The sequence below is a fragment of the Occallatibacter sp. genome, assembly GCF_049582745.1.
Lineage (GTDB): Bacteria > Acidobacteriota > Terriglobia > Terriglobales > Acidobacteriaceae > Telmatobacter.
On sequence record NZ_JBAUUO010000138.1, the window covers coordinates 1 to 15,828 of the forward strand.

15 protein-coding genes are annotated in these 15,828 nt (G+C 58.5%); 6 read left to right on the forward strand and 9 right to left on the reverse strand.

All coding sequences use genetic code 11. The features are described 5' to 3' along the window. On the forward strand, positions 1-239 hold a 239-nt coding region (locus tag WCA10_RS19270), incomplete at its 5' end, for a hypothetical protein (protein ID WP_472824145.1). 6 nt (positions 240-245) lie between these two features. Here the strand turns inward: WCA10_RS19270 and WCA10_RS19275 are convergent. Together WCA10_RS19275 and WCA10_RS19280 are read right to left on the reverse strand one after the other, a co-directional pair. Next, positions 246-1,703 carry a glucuronyl esterase domain-containing protein gene (locus WCA10_RS19275; protein ID WP_472824146.1) on the reverse strand — a complete coding sequence of 486 codons (1,458 nt, stop codon included), beginning with the start codon at positions 1,701-1,703 and terminating at the stop codon, positions 246-248. 72 nt (positions 1,704-1,775) lie between these two features. After that, positions 1,776-2,225, reverse strand: coding sequence for a hypothetical protein (locus WCA10_RS19280; RefSeq protein WP_472824147.1), 450 nt, complete (start codon positions 2,223-2,225; stop codon positions 1,776-1,778). Positions 2,226-2,583: 358 nt separating this feature from the next. On the opposite strand from WCA10_RS19280, the gene sthA reads away from it, so the two are divergent. Both sthA and WCA10_RS19290 read left to right on the forward strand, forming a co-directional pair. Continuing rightward, positions 2,584-3,990 (forward strand): Si-specific NAD(P)(+) transhydrogenase, encoded by a 1,407-nt coding sequence (gene sthA / locus WCA10_RS19285; protein ID WP_472824148.1) that lies wholly within the window; start codon positions 2,584-2,586, stop codon positions 3,988-3,990. Between the two features lie 90 nt (positions 3,991-4,080). Continuing rightward, positions 4,081-4,974, forward strand: a complete 894-nt coding sequence (locus WCA10_RS19290; RefSeq protein WP_472824149.1) for an ROK family protein — start codon at positions 4,081-4,083, stop codon at positions 4,972-4,974. 167 nt (positions 4,975-5,141) lie between these two features. On the opposite strand, the gene WCA10_RS19295 is transcribed toward WCA10_RS19290, so the two are convergent. Further along, entirely contained in the window at positions 5,142-6,377 is a 1,236-nt protein-coding gene (locus tag WCA10_RS19295; protein WP_472824150.1) for an RDD family protein, read from the reverse strand. A 219-nt stretch (positions 6,378-6,596) separates the two neighbouring features. On the opposite strand from WCA10_RS19295, the gene WCA10_RS19300 reads away from it, so the two are divergent. The 3 genes from WCA10_RS19300 to WCA10_RS19310 all read left to right on the forward strand — a co-directional run bounded on the left by WCA10_RS19300 (position 6,597) and on the right by WCA10_RS19310 (position 11,506). Further along, complete coding sequence (locus tag WCA10_RS19300) at positions 6,597-9,137, forward strand: LPS-assembly protein LptD (protein WP_472824151.1); 2,541 nt, start codon at positions 6,597-6,599, stop codon at positions 9,135-9,137. A 153-nt stretch (positions 9,138-9,290) separates the two neighbouring features. Continuing rightward, positions 9,291-10,226: a DsbA family protein gene (locus WCA10_RS19305; RefSeq protein WP_472824152.1), complete on the forward strand. Its 936-nt coding sequence runs from the start codon at positions 9,291-9,293 to the stop codon at positions 10,224-10,226. Between the two features lie 194 nt (positions 10,227-10,420). Then, entirely contained in the window at positions 10,421-11,506 is a 1,086-nt protein-coding gene (locus tag WCA10_RS19310) for a SurA N-terminal domain-containing protein (RefSeq protein WP_472824153.1), read from the forward strand. Positions 11,507-11,518: 12 nt separating this feature from the next. Here the strand turns inward: WCA10_RS19310 and WCA10_RS19315 are convergent, their stop codons facing one another. The 6 genes from WCA10_RS19315 to WCA10_RS19340 all read right to left on the reverse strand — a co-directional run bounded on the left by WCA10_RS19315 (position 11,519) and on the right by WCA10_RS19340 (position 15,680). After that, a complete protein-coding gene (locus WCA10_RS19315) occupies positions 11,519-12,205 on the reverse strand; it encodes a DUF2306 domain-containing protein (protein WP_472824154.1) in 687 nt (228 codons plus the stop codon). Between the two features lie 182 nt (positions 12,206-12,387). Beyond that, a complete protein-coding gene (locus tag WCA10_RS19320; protein ID WP_472824155.1) occupies positions 12,388-13,263 on the reverse strand; it encodes a tetratricopeptide repeat protein in 876 nt (291 codons plus the stop codon). 111 nt (positions 13,264-13,374) lie between these two features. Then, the gene (locus tag WCA10_RS19325) at positions 13,375-13,800 is read right to left on the reverse strand and encodes an ExbD/TolR family protein (protein ID WP_472824156.1); all 426 of its coding nucleotides are present in this window, start codon (positions 13,798-13,800) and stop codon (positions 13,375-13,377) included. Between the two features lie 53 nt (positions 13,801-13,853). Further along, complete coding sequence (locus tag WCA10_RS19330) at positions 13,854-14,291, reverse strand: ExbD/TolR family protein (RefSeq protein WP_472824157.1); 438 nt, start codon at positions 14,289-14,291, stop codon at positions 13,854-13,856. A gap of 57 nt (positions 14,292-14,348) precedes the next feature. Beyond that, on the reverse strand, positions 14,349-14,792 hold the full coding sequence (locus WCA10_RS19335) for an ExbD/TolR family protein (protein WP_472824158.1): 444 nt from the start codon (positions 14,790-14,792) through the stop codon (positions 14,349-14,351). A 150-nt stretch (positions 14,793-14,942) separates the two neighbouring features. Beyond that, on the reverse strand, positions 14,943-15,680 hold the full coding sequence (locus WCA10_RS19340) for a MotA/TolQ/ExbB proton channel family protein (RefSeq protein WP_472824159.1): 738 nt from the start codon (positions 15,678-15,680) through the stop codon (positions 14,943-14,945). Positions 15,681-15,828 lie beyond the last annotated feature (148 nt).

The following is a 15,828-nucleotide window of genomic DNA, read 5'->3' on the forward strand; positions in this document are numbered from 1 at the left end:
GTGGCAAGCCGGCAGTATTGGTGAATCTGCAAGAGACGCAGCTTGATTCTCGGTACGTTCTTGCGAGAACCTCATGGCGCTTTGACTTTGCTCGGTCAAGTCCGGAGGAAGCCGAACACGTACTCGCCGATTCGACGTTTCTCGTTGACACCGGTGAGGAAGAATTCAAGATCGTAATGTACATGGCCCATCAGGACATCATGCAGGTGCTCCGTGACCGCGGCATCCTTCAGGGCTGAGTGAGCTTAACGCGGCGTTGCTCCCGGCGCGTGCAGGTACCGGCTCGCGAACTCGAGAAAATAAGGCCAGTTCGGCTGTGGCGTGTGTCCGCCATCGTGCTGCCGAAAAGCCAGATCGCCTTGGTCCAGCAATGTACCAACTGGTGGAAATTCTTTGGTCCCCATGTCCTTCGCACCAAGGAGACGATAAACCGGCCCCGCCGCCACTTCTGCCAGGAACATCCCCCGCGGATCGGCCCATGCATCGCCGCTGGGATTGGCATATCCGTCGCCTTCATCGCTGCCTCCGCCAATAAACATAGGCCGCGGCGCACACAGCGCGATCAACTCGTGATTGTCTACCGGCAGATCGCCAGCATTCAGCGGCCCTGCATAGCGCAGAAAGTTCCCATCAAACCAGTGATACAGCGAAGCGCTCGCCAGGTTTGGAATCGTCTCTCCATAAATGTGCCGGTACAGCTTAGCGCCGCCCTCTCCCGATGAGCTGATGTACCCAACCGCAAATTCCCTGTTCTCGTAAGCCATCGTCACCAGCACAGCTTTGCCGAACCTGGAGTGCCCAACGAGGCCCACCTGCTTCGCGTCCACCGCCTTGTCCACTTCAAAGTAATGCCTGGCCTGTTCAGCGCCCCATGCCCACGCCTTCAGCACGCCCCAGTCGTCAAGCTTCCGCGGCTGACCGCGGTTGCTCAATCCAATAATTCCTTCGGTCAGCCCCGACCCATCATCCTTCTGATAGCTCACTGGATTCAGAATCGCGAATCCCCACCCCCGCTGCACCACCAGCCTGCCATCCACACCCCACGGCGTCGGAACATAGCGCTCCAGCGGCCCGCTCGTCGCCAGCTCAAAATCCTTGGCAAACGCCAGCTCCATGATTACGGGCACCGGACCCGCCGCATGCGCGGGAACCGTGAGCAGCAGATCGATGCTGAATGCGTTCGGCGTATTCATCCACGGCCCAACCCGCCCAGCCAGCCGCTTTGTGATCACATCGACTCCGCCGTATTTCTCATGCACGGTGCTGACAACGTGCCACTCCACCCAGGGCAGGGAGCCCGGCGACCGCCCCAGCACCTCGCGATCAAAACCCTCCCTGATCTCGCGTCTCCGCTTGATCCAGTCCGCCGCAGTTTTTACCGGCTGTCCATTCTTGAACACCAGCGGATCCGGCAACTTTGGATAAACGTTCGCCTTCGCTTCGTCGTAGTTCGTCGCTTTCGGCGACTGCGCATCCGGAACCGGCGCCGGCCGGAGATCCGACTCCTTCAGTCCAAGCAGCCCCAGCAAGCGCACTCGATCCTGCTCCGCCGTCAGATGCTGCGAAGCTGCCTGCTTTGCGCCCGTTGCCGTGGACCCCGAAGACACTTGAGCCGCAACATAAGGTTGAACACCGAAGGCAACGATCAAGCTCAACCCCAGCTCAATCCCGGCGCAGCGTCGTGTGCAAAGCGTAACGTTCAAGAAGCATTCTCCGAACGCGCCAAGCATATCCATTTGCGCGCCAGCCGACAAGGCGGCCTGCATTCTCCCGCCTTACCGGTTCACCGTCCGGCTAGCTCCGAATGCCTCCCGATGCGGAGCCGCAAGCCCTGGTCGCATGGTGTAGATAAACCCCATCAGAAACTGTTGCCGCGGAGAAGCGGCGGTGTAGGCGCGCCCGTAAGCTCCGTTCACCCCCAGCCACGACCGCAAGCCCCATGCGGCCCCCGCCAATGCCGGACCGGAGCCATTCGATGAGCCCGGCTGCGGTCCTTCAATCTTTTTCACCACGACACTCCCAAGGCCGAGGACCGCGGTGTCATTTGCACTCGTTTTGCCTGCGAAATGATGTTCCGCCGGATCCTGAGCGAATCCTTGCGCATTCAGCAAATACAAGGCTGCAAACGCAATACAAATCTGCCTCACCTGCATCATCACGCGCCTCGGCAGGCCGGGGTGGCAACTGCACACTTGATGCTTCGGCGAAGAAAAGAAAACCTTCATGGAAGAAATCAAAAAAACAAAATGCAGAAATAACGTTGGTAATGAATGAACTATCTTGGGACACTTCCTCGCGCAGCCGATTCACCGGGTCATTTTTCGCACGACACCCCGCCCTCCTTGCCATTGCTTCTGCGCGTGCAGTTTTACACCACCATCAAGGTCAGCGGGTACAATCCTTGTCTGGATTGCTGAAACCTCCCGCGGGTTGAGACAATCACAAACGGAGCATGAAGATTCCGTCCCCAGGTCGCTCCGCGCCAGGCCAGCGCAAGGCGTATGCTGTGCCTGCTATGGCTTGAACCACCGCCGTGTTCAGTACCACGTTTCGTCCCTCAGTCTGCACTCCGGAGACACGCGCATGAGCGCCGCCAAATACGACCTTGTCGTCATCGGTTCCGGGCCCTCGGGTCAGCGCGCCGCCGTGGCCGCATCCAAAATGAAAAAACGCGTTGCGGTGGTCGAATCGCGTTCCGTTGTCGGGGGCGTCTGCGTCAACACCGGCACCATCCCGTCCAAAACCATGCGCGAAGCGGTCATGCATCTCTCCGGCTACAACTACCGCTCCGTCTACGGCATGAATTACCGGGTCAAGGAAAAGATCACCATGGCCGATCTGGCCTTCCGGGTTCAAGCCGTCATCAAAACAGAAGTGGACGTAACCGAGGCGCAACTCTCGCGCAATGGCATCGATATCGTCCACGGCATTGCCCATTTCGTCGATTCACACCAGGTACGCGTCGAAGGCCTCACCGGCGACAGCACCATCGAGGCGGACCGCATCATCATCGCGGTCGGGACCAAGCCTGCCGGTTCGCCGAAAGTCCCCATCAACGGCCGCACCATCATCAACAGCGACCAGGTTCTCGATCTCCCCTCGCTTCCAAAATCCCTGATTGTCGTCGGCGGGGGCGTCATCGGCGTCGAGTACACCTGCATGTTCTCCACTCTCGGCGTGCGCGTCACTTTAATTGAAAAACGCGCCAAGCTGCTGGAATTCGCCGACCAGGAAATCATCGAGTCCCTGAGCTATCATCTGCGCGACAGCCGCGTTACCATGCGTCTTGGCGAAGAAGTCGAAAGCGTTGAAGAACTCGCCGACGCTACGGTTGTCGCCAATCTGCAGAGCAAGAAGAAGGTCTCAGGCGACGCCCTCCTGTACGCTGTCGGACGCCAGGGCGCCATCGACGATCTCAACCTCGCCGCTGCCGGCATCGAAGCGGACAACCGCGGCCGCATTCCCGTCGACGAGCACTACCAGACCAAGGTCGAGCACATTTTTGCTGTCGGCGATGTCGTCGGCTTTCCTTCCCTCGCCTCCGTCTCGATGGAACAGGGCCGCATCGCTGCCGCACGCGCATTCAACGATACCCACACCACTTCCAATCCCAGCTTTTATCCCTACGGCATCTACACCATTCCCGAAATCAGCTTCATCGGCAAAACCGAGGAACAGCTCACCGACGAAGATGTACCCTACGAAGTCGGCATGGCCTTCTATCGTGAAACTGCGCGCGGCCAGATTCGCGGCGACACCACCGGCCGCCTCAAACTTATCTTCCACCGCGATACGCGCAAGGTGCTCGGCGTCCACATCATCGGCGAAGGCGCCAGCGAACTGGTCCACATCGGCCAAGCCGTCATGGTGCTTGGAGGGAACGTCGACTACTTCATCGACACGGTCTTCAACTATCCGACGCTTGCCGAGTGCTACAAGGCCGCCGCATTCAACGGACTCGGCCGTCTGAATCGCTACCAGGTGGAATAACCATGGTCAGTTTCAGGACGCCCGGAAAGCGTACTTCTTTCATCACCGGCGATTTCATATCCACGCAAGCATTCTCCCATGGAGGGCGAAATGACTACCGCAATCGGCGTTGTCGTAACGGAACACATTGTTGCCGGCAGGCTCGAAGATATGCGCCTCGTAGGAGAGACGGTGCGCTATCCCCAGAACGCCGATGAGGTCGACGCACTCAACGGACTCCCCGTGGGCGAATTCGTTGAAATCCTCGCCGGCGAAATCGTCTCCGTCATCGGCAAAGGAGATGTCGACGCGATCGGTGTTGCCGTACCAGGCGTCATTCGCCACGGTGTCGTCGAAGACTCTCCCAATCTCACCCAGATCAAGGGAATGAATCTCGCCGAAGAACTCACCCGCGTCCTCAGCGCACAGGGTGTCAATGCCCCTGTCCATATCGCCAACGATGCCGACGCCATCGCAGCCGGCGTCGCGGCCACGCGCGGTCAATTGAACAAACTTACCCGTGTCTGGACCATCGGCAACGGCATCGGCTATGGCCGCTGGCCGTACGTCGAAGGCGTGTGGGAAGGTGGACACATTACCGTCACCCTCGACCCCAAGGAGCGCTTCTGCGGATGCGGCGGCGTCGGTCATCTCGAAGGCATCATGGGCTACCGCGCCATGCGCATGCGCTTCCTCGACCTCGAGCCGGAAGAAGTCTTCGCGAACGCCAAAAAGGGCGACGTACGTTGCCGTGAATTCGTCGAACTGTGGCATAACGCACTCGCCGCGGCAACCGCTTCGTTCATCCATCTTGCCGGCCCCGGACGCTTTTACTTCACCGGTCACAACGTCGGCTTCCTCGACATCCCCATGCTGCGCCGCTATCTCGAAACCATGGTCAAGATGAGCCCGCTGCTCAGTTACTCGCTCGAGATTCTACCCAACGACGACGCCACTGCCCTGCTCGGCGCCGGCGTCAGCGCAATCCGAGCACTCGCGTCCTGACGCGAGCCACGCACAGCCTCGCCGCCGAATATAACCAGCTAACTTGCTGGTGCGCGCAGCGCAAGCAGACTCGCCAAACGCGAGCCCACCGTATGACCTTGCCAACCCAACTGAATGAGCTAAACAAGATCTTGAATTGATTCTGAATTTGGTCCGCGTTCCGCTGCCTAGCTTAGCCGCAGATACGTCTTCGAGAGCCGGTCGTGCCAACTCATCTGGTCCTCGTCGAAGATCGACCAGACCACGCCCAGGCCCACCGGAAGAACGGAAATCAGCATCGCCTTCATCCGCTCCTTCACCTGCGCGGCGTTCGGGACCTCCTCATCGAAGGTGCAGAGCGAAAGCTGCGCATAACGCATCCCCGGCGTCACCTTGGCGAACGTCAGAAAAAACCACTCGTAGAGCGCGGCGAATCCCAGCGTTGCGATCACCCCGCACACCTCGGAGTCGCGCAGGCTCGGCAGACGATCGAAATGCGAAGCCGCAAGATAGGCCGTTCCCCACACCAGGCTCAGAATCAATGCTGCGTCCACCATCGTCGCCATCATCCGGCGGCTAAAGGGCGCCTGGTAGAGCCTGGGAGCATCCGGCTGTAACGCATAGTAGTCGGGCAAAGGCTGCGGCTGCTCCTCGAGCTCGATCTGCTGCCAGCTCGATCCTATCCAGGTCGCCTCTTCTACGATCGTCGCAGCAGCGCCCATCGGCTCGGTGGAAATGGAATTCGGCTCAACCTCGAAAATGCTGAGCTGTTGCGGTTCAGATTCGTCGACAAATGCTTCGGTGATGCGCGGACGCATCCGGCGTGTCGCCACAATCTCGCGCGGAAACTCGATGAGGTTGGCGGCAATCGGCTGCGCAGCCTCCACCGCTTGATACGTCTCTCCGCCGTCCAGATCATCCGCAGTCGCCGCGTCCCAGGTCTCAACGCGCGTTGCACGCATCTCCTGCTGCGCATGTCGGACCGGCATATCCGGCTCCCAGCGAATCTCCAGGCCCACGGTTGCCGCTGCTTCGGTTCTCTTTGCTGCTGCCGCTTCGGTCTGCTTCACCGTATCGGAGTTCTTCGTCCGCTTCTCCGGTACGGGAACCTCGGCGGGCCGCTCTTCGTACGCAAGCTCCGCAACGTGGTTGCCATTGCTTTCAATGTGATCGAGCACAGCCTGTGCGGCCGCCTGCGCCTCAAGTGCCGCCCGAGTCGCAGCCTCAGCAGCGCGCAAAGCTCCGCGGGCTTCCGCCGCCTGCATTTCGCTATAGCTGGGCGTGTTGGCGTACCTTGCCGCAACCCGTGCGGCTGCGGCCGCAGCCCGGCTGTTTGACGATGCCTGCGCGGCGTCTTCAGCAGAATCCTGATCTACGACTGCGATCCCCTTGCGAGTCTTGTGCTCCGCAAGGCGACGATTCACTTCCTGCTTCCACGTTGGGAGGGGGGTGGGCGAGCTAGCCAGTGTGCTCAAAACTCTAAATTCCCTTCAATATCTTCCCTGGACCAATGCATTGGCCCCGTTCAATCAGTCCGGCTAATTGAATCCGGCGAAATCAATCGCGTCAGCACATCTCTGTGACGGCATGGTGCGATTGATGCTTTGATAACGTCTCAACACCAGAGGAGGAGCCGCAACCGAATGAACCGTGCTCGCATTTGCTATGCTGGCCTTGGTCCTCGGATGCATCCTCGTAATCTCGTGTTTATCACGGTGATAACCCTCTGTCACCTGCAACTTGGCGGTCAGATGTTGACCAATGCGTTACCCCCTGCCCAAAATCGAACCAGCGGTGTAACCAGCGGTCAGGCAACGCCCGCTTCCCAACTCCCCGACGACCCCGGGCAGGAGGCGATTCCCATCGCCAAACCGGAGCCGCAGCCGCCTACCGGTGTGCCCTTGCGCTGGGAAGCCGGTCTGCAAACGTGGACAAGGGACGGAGGCACCGTAACGCTGAGCGACGGCGTGGTCGTCTACTACCGCGACTACATCATTCACGCGGACAAGATCGTCTATCATCGCTCCTCTTCAGAACTGGAAGCAGAAGGAAACCTGCGGGTCACCGGCGGCCCCAGCGACGCCTACATCACCGCCACGCATGGCGACATGCGGCTCGACATGCATACCGCGCGCTTCTACGACGTCAACGGCTCGCTGGGAGTCAGGCGCGCCGGACGGACCGTGGTCTATTCCACCGCCAATCCATTTCTTTTCTCGGGCCGCGTTCTTCTGCAGACCGGCGAAGGAAGCTACAAGATCGTTGACGGCACAATGACCAACTGCCGGCTTCCCAAACCCGACTGGCAGTTGATCGCACACTCCATCACCGTCGCCAACAACCAGGCCACCACCAAAAACACTGTCTTCAAATTTGTCGGGATCCCGCTGTTTTACCTTCCCTACCTCCGTCACCCGGTTGAACAGACGGGGCGCGAAAGCGGACTGCTGATTCCGGTGATCAGCAACTCCTCGATCCGCGGATTAACGGTGGGCGACCAGGTTTACCTCGTCCTCAACCGCAGTATGGATATGGTTGTGGGCACCGAATACTACAGCAAGCGCGGCTGGGCGCCGAACGGCGATTTCCGGTACAAGGGACCGGGGCTCGATCACTTCACGCTCCGGTGGAATGCTCTGATCGACCGCGGCGTCGAACAGTTGCAAACTTCGGGACCGCAGGCAGGCGAGAACATTCTGGTGAACCAGGGCGGCGCCGACATAATGGCCGTCGGCCGTTACGACCTGACGCAGGAAACCCGCGCGGCTGTGAGCGCCGAGTATCTCTCCAGCTATGTCTACAAGCTGGTGTTTAATGACAACTACCTCCAAGCTGTTAACTCGCAGGTTCACAGCACAATATCCCTGACGCACGCACACAACGGCCTCGTGCCTTCGGCCTACCTCGAGCGGCTGCAGAATTTCGCCAGTTCCACCCAGGGCGACGAAGTCCGCATTTTGCATCTGCCGAGCCTGCGTTTCGATGTTCTCGACGAACCGCTGCATACCTCTCCTCTCTACTGGAGACTGGGTTCGTCTATCAGCTATCTCGGCCGCTCTGAATTTGGATTTCATGTGCGCAACATGGGCAGGTTCGATCTCCATCCGCGCCTGTCGCTGCCGCTGGTGGGGGGCGGATGGAGCGTGGTCCCGGAAGTCGCGCTTCGTGAGACCTTTTATACCGGCAGTCAAAATCCCGACCTGACCGGCGCCAATGGCGGCACTCCCACCGTGAGTCATGAACCATTGAGCCGCAGCGACGTTGAGGCTTCAGTCGATCTCCGTCCGCCGGCGCTCGAGCGCGACTTCACAGTCGGCAGCCGCGTTTTGCGCCACGTCATCGAGCCGGAGTTTCAGTACCGCTTCGTGGGCGGAATCGGCGTAAAAGCGCGCGACGTTCCGCTGATCGATCCGGCTGACATCGCCACCGACACCGACGAGGTGGGCTTCTCCATGACGCAGCGCTTCTATGCGCGATCGAAGAATGCCCAGCCTTGCGCGGCTGAAGACGGCGACACCGCATCTGCCTGCCCGGTGCAGCCGCACGAATGGGCGAGTTGGCAAATTGCACAGAAATACTTTCTGAATTCGACATTCGGCGGAGCCATCATTCCAGACCGCAGAAACGTCTTCGACACGACCCTCGACTTAACCGGGATCGCGTTTCTGACCGATGCGCGCAATCTATCTCCGCTGGTTTCGCGCCTGCGCTTTGAAGCCATTCACAATCTCCGCATTGAGTGGGACATGGACTATGACCCCCGCGGAGGCCGCCTCGACGCGGACAATGTGTTTGCCGGCTACAGCATAGGGGCAACAACTGTTGGGCTTGGGCACACGCTCCTCAATGCCGTCGATGAGAAGGGTAGTGCCGCTTCCCTCATTCAGAGCCAGCAACTGCAGCCCTTTATCGAGATTGGGAAGCCCAATGCCGGGGGATTCAATCTGGCGGCAAATGGCGGCTACGACTTCGTAAATCGAGACCTCCAATATGCCGGCGTCCAGGCCGTGTACAACTGGAATTGCTGCGGGTTGAGCGTAGGTTACCGGCGTTTCGCGCTGGGCTCGGTGCGCGACGAAACCCAATATCTGTACAGCTTTACGCTCGCCAACTTCGGATCCGTCGGCGACATTCGCCGCTCCAACACGGTTTTTCACGATCCATCCGAGCCGCCAGCTTACTGAAGTCCACGCCGAGCCGCCCGGCAACTCGAATCCCATCCCCTCCTCCTTGCTTTTTGAGGGTTTCCGCGTCCATCAATCAGTAAAACAGCAATGGTCCGTTCCCGCGCTCGGCAAGGGCTTGGCTGAGATATCCTTGCTGAAGAGGGCAATCATTTGTCGCGCATACATTTTTTGGCCGGCCTGCTAGCCTTGAGCCTGGCCGTTGGTTGCAAAGCGCAGTCTGCCGTCTCCGGAACGCAGGATGCGGCGCTGAACCGGCGCATTGAAGTGATGGTACGTTCGCAGTTCAGTATTCCCCCCGAGGTGTCCGTCGCTCTGGGTGAGCGGACCTCGAGCCAGATCTCCGGCTTCGATACTCTGCCGGTTACGCTGTCCCATGGCTCGACCAAAAAGGTCATCGACTTTCTCATCTCCACCGACAACAAGAAGCTGGCACGGCTTGAGACCTTCGATCTCGCAAAAGATCCTGTCTTTAACATCGACATTGCCGGGCGGCCCATTCGCGGCAATCCGAATGCAAAAGTGACGGTGATCAACTTTGACGACCTCGAGTGCCCGTATTGCGCGCGTATGCATTCGTCTCTATTCCCGGCCACGATGGATCGATACAAGGACAAAGTGCGCTTTGTCTACAAAGACGACCCGCTGACCGATCTGCACCCCTGGGCGATGCACGCTGCGGTGGATGCGAACTGCATTGCCGCGCAGAATGGCCAGACTTACTGGAATTTCGTCGATTATGTGCACGCGCACGGCCAGGAAGTTAACGGCGAAGACCGTAATCTGACCAAGAGCTTTGCGGCTCTGGATCGTATCGCCCGCGACGAGGCCGCGCTGGCGAAGTTAGACAGCGCCAAACTCGACGCCTGCATCGCCAAGCAGGATGAGACACAGGTGCGCGCATCGGCAAAAGAGGCGGACTCGCTGGGTATCGATGGAACTCCGGCTCTCTTTGTGGATGGCGAACGCATCAATGGCGCTGTGCCCGAGGAACAGGTGTGGCTCGTGATCGACCGGGCTCTGCGGGCGGACGGCATCGAACCGCCGCCACCCGAGCCGGCCGCTCAACCCGCGGCCAAAGGCAAGTAGCAGGTGGGGGATTCTCTTCGCCGCCAGGCTCTTGGCGTGGTGAGTTGACGCGCGAACCGATACCCCACATGTGAGTCTTTCGTTTCGAAGCCTCGGTCTTGGGATTTATCCTGTAGTTCCGGGGCCAAGGTCCGGGGTCCACATCGACAGGTCCTGGTCGATGAGGGGTGGGCGGGCTCCCGAGGAGACACAGGTTGCAAGTCCAAGCATCGTCGTTCCAGCGTACGTCCTTAGCACTTGTTATTCCATGCGCATTTTTGCTGATTGCCCTGGCGGCGTGCAGGCACACTCCTTCGCCCGACGTGATGGCGACCGTCAACGGCAAGGACATTTCTCGCTCCGATCTTGACAAGGCATACAACAACTACAAGGCCACACAAGGCAATGCTCCGCAGGATCCCAGCGCGGAGCAGGCAAACATCGTTCGGCTCAACCTGCTGCGGCAGTTGATTGACGGCGAGATCCTCGACCAGCGCGCAGCAAAACTGAATCTTTCCGCTTCCGACGAAGACGTCAATGCCCAGCTGATTGACTTCAAGGCACCCTACACAGAAGAAGAGTTTGCGAAAAGGCTCAAGCAGCAGAATATGACGCTGGATGATCTGAAGCAGCAAATTCGCCGCAAGCTTACCGCTGATAAGCTCATCAACAAGGAAATCGAATCCAAGATCAATATCACCGATGCTGATATTAACAACTACTACGCGCAGCATAAATCCGAATTCAACGTGATTGAGCCGCAGTACCACCTGGCGTGGATCGTTGTCACAACGGGTCCTTCACAGCAGCCCGGCAATCTGCAGAACAACAAGGCCACAAGCGATGCCGACGCGCGCAAGAAGATCCTGACGATCCACAACCGCTTGACAACCGGCGAAGACTTCGGCTCGCTGGCGATGAACTACTCTGAAGACCCCAATACAAATTCGAGCGCCGGCGATATGGGCTTTATCCCAGAGTCAGCGCTGCAGCAGCGAGATCCTGCCACGTTCGCTGCCATCAGCAAACTGAAAGTCGGGCAGATGACCGATGTGCTGCCCGTATATGGCGGCGCGGGACCGACCCAGCGGGCCATCGGTTATGCCATCTACAAGCTGCTCGAACGCGAGCCGGCCGGACAGCGCGAACTCAACAACCCAAGCGTCCAGCAGCATATCCGCCAAGGCCTGCGCGAAAGCCACGCGCAGCTGCTTAAGCTTGCCTACTACGAAATGCTGCGTGACGATGCCAAGGTGCGAAACTATTTTGCCGAAGGAATCTTGAAACAAGGCGCAAAATAGCGCAACAAGCAGTTATGCGATCGCGGTCTTGTGCATCGAGGCAAACTTGCGCTGATAGTAAGCTGTCGTGATGATGATCGCTGGCAGGCCGATCGACACAGGCACTAACCACAGCCACCAGGCCCCACGCACGAGCGGTCCAATCGTAACGAGGCAGAACGCAGTCCAGGCAGCGATGTAGCTGCCGATCATGCCCTGCAGATGGGCGTACCACCAGAACATTTTCTCCGTTGGCGGATGCGCGAAATGCCACATGGACCTGCCTGAGATGCGCATGCCGATGAAGCCGAATACAATCGCCGGAATACGCAGGTTTTGCACGAGTTCTGGCCGGATTGCCCCAATCAGCGCTAATGCTGCACTGGCCGTAAAGCAGATGATGGCGGCAACCCAGTCCAAGCCGCGGATGACGCGCTCGCCTTTCCACGCAGCCTTCTGGCCGAGCACCCGGTACGCCGCGAAAGCCGCGTAGAAGCTGAAGATCGCGACCAGCGCAAGAAAGAGAATTGGCCGATAGACGGCCATGATCAGCGCGGTGCTGGCAACAACGGCCATGCACCAGAAATAGATCTTGCCCCATCTGCGATGCGCTTTGCCGCCTTTTACGGTCACAAGCGCAAGCGGAGCCAGTACAAATGCTCCGCTGCCGGCCGCAACGTGAACCGCCAAAAGAGCGCGCATCCATATCGGATCATGCATATGCCACCACCTTGCGGTGCCCCGAGCCCAATGTATTCCCCTACGCTCTCCGAGGTAAGGTCGTTCCGTAACGTGGCTATTTAACTCTGAATGCGCCGAGTTAATGTCCAGCATTCAAGCCCAACATCAAACGGCCTTCGCGTGGAGCGAAGGCCGTTTGGCTGACGGAACTGTTTCGAGAACTACTTCATGTTGCCGCTTGAATCCATGGTGATGCCGCCGGGGCCCTTGTCCTTCTTCTCTTCGTTGGTTTTGCGGGTGCCCATGGCCTTGGAACTCCAGTCCTTGGCTGCGGCAACATCGGCCTTCACCGCGGCAGGATCCTCGTAATCCGTATCGGCCTTGCGCCGATACAACAAGTTGGCGTACGACATTGCCTGGTCGTAGTTGGCGCGGTTAGCCATGGCCTGATTGATGTACTGAATCCCTTCATCAACCAGGGGAGTGTTTTGTTCCTTGATCTGCTGCAGGACCTTCTTGGGTGCCTTTGTGTTGCCTTCGCCGTCGTCATTCATGTTGGCGCTTGCCAGAGCCTTCAGCGTATTCTCATGGGCCAGTGTCCAGTCGATCACGCCGATGGTGTAGGCAGCTTCAGGATCCTTCGGGTCGGCCGCGAGGACTTTCTTCTGATAGTCCTTTGCCTCGTCGAAATTCTTGATGTTGAAATAAATTGACGCAATATTCTTGAGGCTGTTGACGTCGTTGGGTTCCTTGGCCAGAACTTCCTGAAAGATGCTGATCGCCTGTTGCGCATTCTTCAAGTTTTCAGGACTTGTAAGGCCCGGGACAACGTTCACCGCGAGCGCAGTCGCCAGGTAGCTCTTTGCCATCGGCAGGCTTGGGTCCAGCTCAGTCGCTTTCTGGAAGTGTCCGATCGCCTCTTCATAGTGAGCAGACTTGTATGCCTCCACTCCCTTGTTCAACTGATCACGGGCTTGAAGGCGGTTGCACCCGCCCATGGAAAGCACCATGCCGGCTAAAGCAACCGTGAGCGCCGTAATTCGTGCGGGTCCATTCATGTTCTTATTCTTCTCCTTCAGGTCGTGCGCAGCGATCACGCACTTTCTCGATCATGCATCTGGAAACGGGTGGGAGATTCCGAAACCGGATTGGCCAAATTGTACTCCTGCTGCCTCAAAACAAACTGTGTTCTTCGACTGGCAATATTTCTAGCGCCCGGCCAGAACTTCGGGCGTCATTAAACCGATCCGATCAACTCCGGCTGCATGACCAATGTCGATGATCTGAGCAATCTCCCTGAAGCTCAACCGATCGTCGCCCTTGATGAACATGACACGTTGCGCGCGGTTGGCGTAAATGGCAGCAAGTTGCGATTGTAACTCCCCCTGTGCGACTGGCTGCCGGTTGATGCGGAGACCGATTGTGTTTCCAGCTCCCTGGATCACTTCGAGGACGATTGGATCCCCGACGGAAACGTTGGTGCGTGAAGCCTGCGGAGCCACCGCAGCCTCTCCCCTCGGAACGGCGGGAACAATGACCATGAAGATGATCAGAAGCACCAGAAGCACATCGATCATCGGCGTCACGTTGATCTCAGAAGCCAGACCCCCGTTATCGCCGTTCGTCGCGGTCATCGCAGGTATCCCCTTTCTTCCCGTTCGGGGAGAAATTGATGCAAAGTGCGCCGCTACTGTCCGGCCATGATCTTCGGCGTCATCAGACCGATATGATCCACGTTCGCCGAATGGGCGATGTCGATCACATCTGCGATAGAAGAGAAGTTCAGATCGTCGTCGCCCTTAACGAACATGACGCGCTCGGCACGATTTGCGTAGATCTCCGTCAGCCGCGCAAGCAAGTCGGTCTTGGCAACGTCCGTTTCGTTGATCTTGTAGGATGGCGCCGCACCGGGGCGATAGAGCACCTGCACGACGATGGTGCGGTCATTGGGCTGCTGCTGCTGCTGGGGATTCTTCGGCGGCTGCGGTACAAGGGCGTCAAGGCCCTTCGGGGTAACCGGCACGATCACCATGAAGATGATCAACAACACCAACAGAATGTCGATCATCGGGGTGACGTTGATGTCGCCCATTGCGCCACCGCTGCTCCCAGTTGTCATTGCCATGGCTTCAAACTCCTCGTGTGCTGCAATCTGTTAATGTAAAGCGTTCCAGGTCAATGATTACTGGCCGCCCAGGCCGTCGGCGCCCTGGCGCTTGTTTGTCAGCAAGCCAACCTCGTCGACACCCGCGGTGCGCACGGCGTCAATTGCGTCTTCAACTGCGCGAAATTGAGCGCGCGCGTCTGCGCGGATAAAGATCTCTTTGCCCGGCGTATCAGCCAGCTTGTCGCGAACCAGACCTCCCAGCTCTGAGGTAGCAACCTTGTTCTGGCCCAGAAACACACCGCCATCGCGGGTGATGGCCACAACAATGGCGTCTTCCTTATCGGCGTCGGGCATCGGGGTGGGATTCTCCACCTTGGCCATATCGACGGCGACCTTGTTCTGAAGCATGGGGGTGATGACCATGAAGATGATCAGCAATACCAGCATCACGTCCACCATCGGTGTGACATTGATGTTGGAGTTGACCTTACTGCCTTCGTTACGAACTGCAATTCCCATGTTTGGGCTCCGTGCCTGATGAATTCATGTACCGGATGCCATCCGGACTTTCGTCGAAGCGATTGCCGTGCCTGATCAGAATCCCGGGCAGGATGGCGTTGCCGCTTCCCCTGCCCAGTGAGTGTCTCGCTCGGCCTGCATTCGGATCGCTTAGCGCCTGCTCTGCTTGATGAAGTAGTCGATGAGTTCGCTCGAGGAGTTATCCATCTCCACATCGAACGCTTCGACACGGCCTGTGAAATAGTTGAACGCCATGACGGCGGGAATGGCCACGAGCAGACCGAACGCCGTGGTCACCAGCGCCTCGGAAATACCGCCGGCGACTGCGCCGATGCCCGACGTCTTCTGCGTCGCGATCTGATCGAAAGCGTGCAGAATGCCGATGACGGTTCCGAGCAGTCCGACGAAGGGAGCCGTGGAGCCGATCGTGGCCAGCACAGAGAGGCCTCGTTTCAGCTTGGCGTGAACGATGGCCTCGGAGCGCTCCAGCGCGCGGCCCGAGCTCTCGATCGTTGCCTCGCTGGCGACTCCACCTGAAGCGCGGAATTCCTGCAGGCCTGCGGTAACGACTTCCGCCAAATGGGACTTCTTGTTGCGATCGGCGATCTTGATCGCCTCTTCCAGCTTGCTGTCCTTGAGCGCGCCGGCAACCTTGGGCGCGAACTCGCGCGACTGCTTGCGGGCGGCTGAAAAGTACAGGTAGCGGTCAATCATCACGGCCAATGACCAGATCGACTCAATGAAAAGGATGATGGCGATGGTGCGCGCCGCCCACGCCATGTGTTGCCACAGCCCTAACGGACTGAAACTGACAGTTTGTTCGTCCTGAAAGAAAGCCAGGCTGTTGACCGTATGCGATGCGATATGTGCGAGCTGAGCGAGAATCACTTGGATCGTTCCTCCTAAGGAGTTTGTGAGCTGAGACGATCCGCTTGCGCGGATCGATTGAAACTCAATTGAAACAAAACCTGGGAAACTGACTCCTGATCAGCTTCATTCTTACCCGGTATTCACTTTCAATCTCGAAAAAGCGGCT

Excerpts from the sequence above, each read along its gene's own strand:
- WCA10_RS19280 (WP_472824147.1), bottom strand. The coding sequence starts at position 2,225 with ATGAAGGTTTTCTTTTCTTCGCCGAAGCATCAAGTGTGCAGTTGCCAC.
- sthA (WP_472824148.1), top strand. The coding sequence starts at position 2,584 with ATGAGCGCCGCCAAATACGACCTTGTCGTCATCGGTTCCGGGCCCTCG.
- WCA10_RS19290 (WP_472824149.1), top strand. The coding sequence starts at position 4,081 with ATGACTACCGCAATCGGCGTTGTCGTAACGGAACACATTGTTGCCGGC.
- WCA10_RS19300 (WP_472824151.1), top strand. The coding sequence starts at position 6,597 with ATGAACCGTGCTCGCATTTGCTATGCTGGCCTTGGTCCTCGGATGCAT.
- WCA10_RS19315 (WP_472824154.1), bottom strand. The coding sequence starts at position 12,205 with ATGCATGATCCGATATGGATGCGCGCTCTTTTGGCGGTTCACGTTGCG.
- WCA10_RS19325 (WP_472824156.1), bottom strand. The coding sequence starts at position 13,800 with ATGACCGCGACGAACGGCGATAACGGGGGTCTGGCTTCTGAGATCAAC.
- WCA10_RS19330 (WP_472824157.1), bottom strand. The coding sequence starts at position 14,291 with ATGGCAATGACAACTGGGAGCAGCGGTGGCGCAATGGGCGACATCAAC.
- WCA10_RS19335 (WP_472824158.1), bottom strand. The coding sequence starts at position 14,792 with ATGGGAATTGCAGTTCGTAACGAAGGCAGTAAGGTCAACTCCAACATC.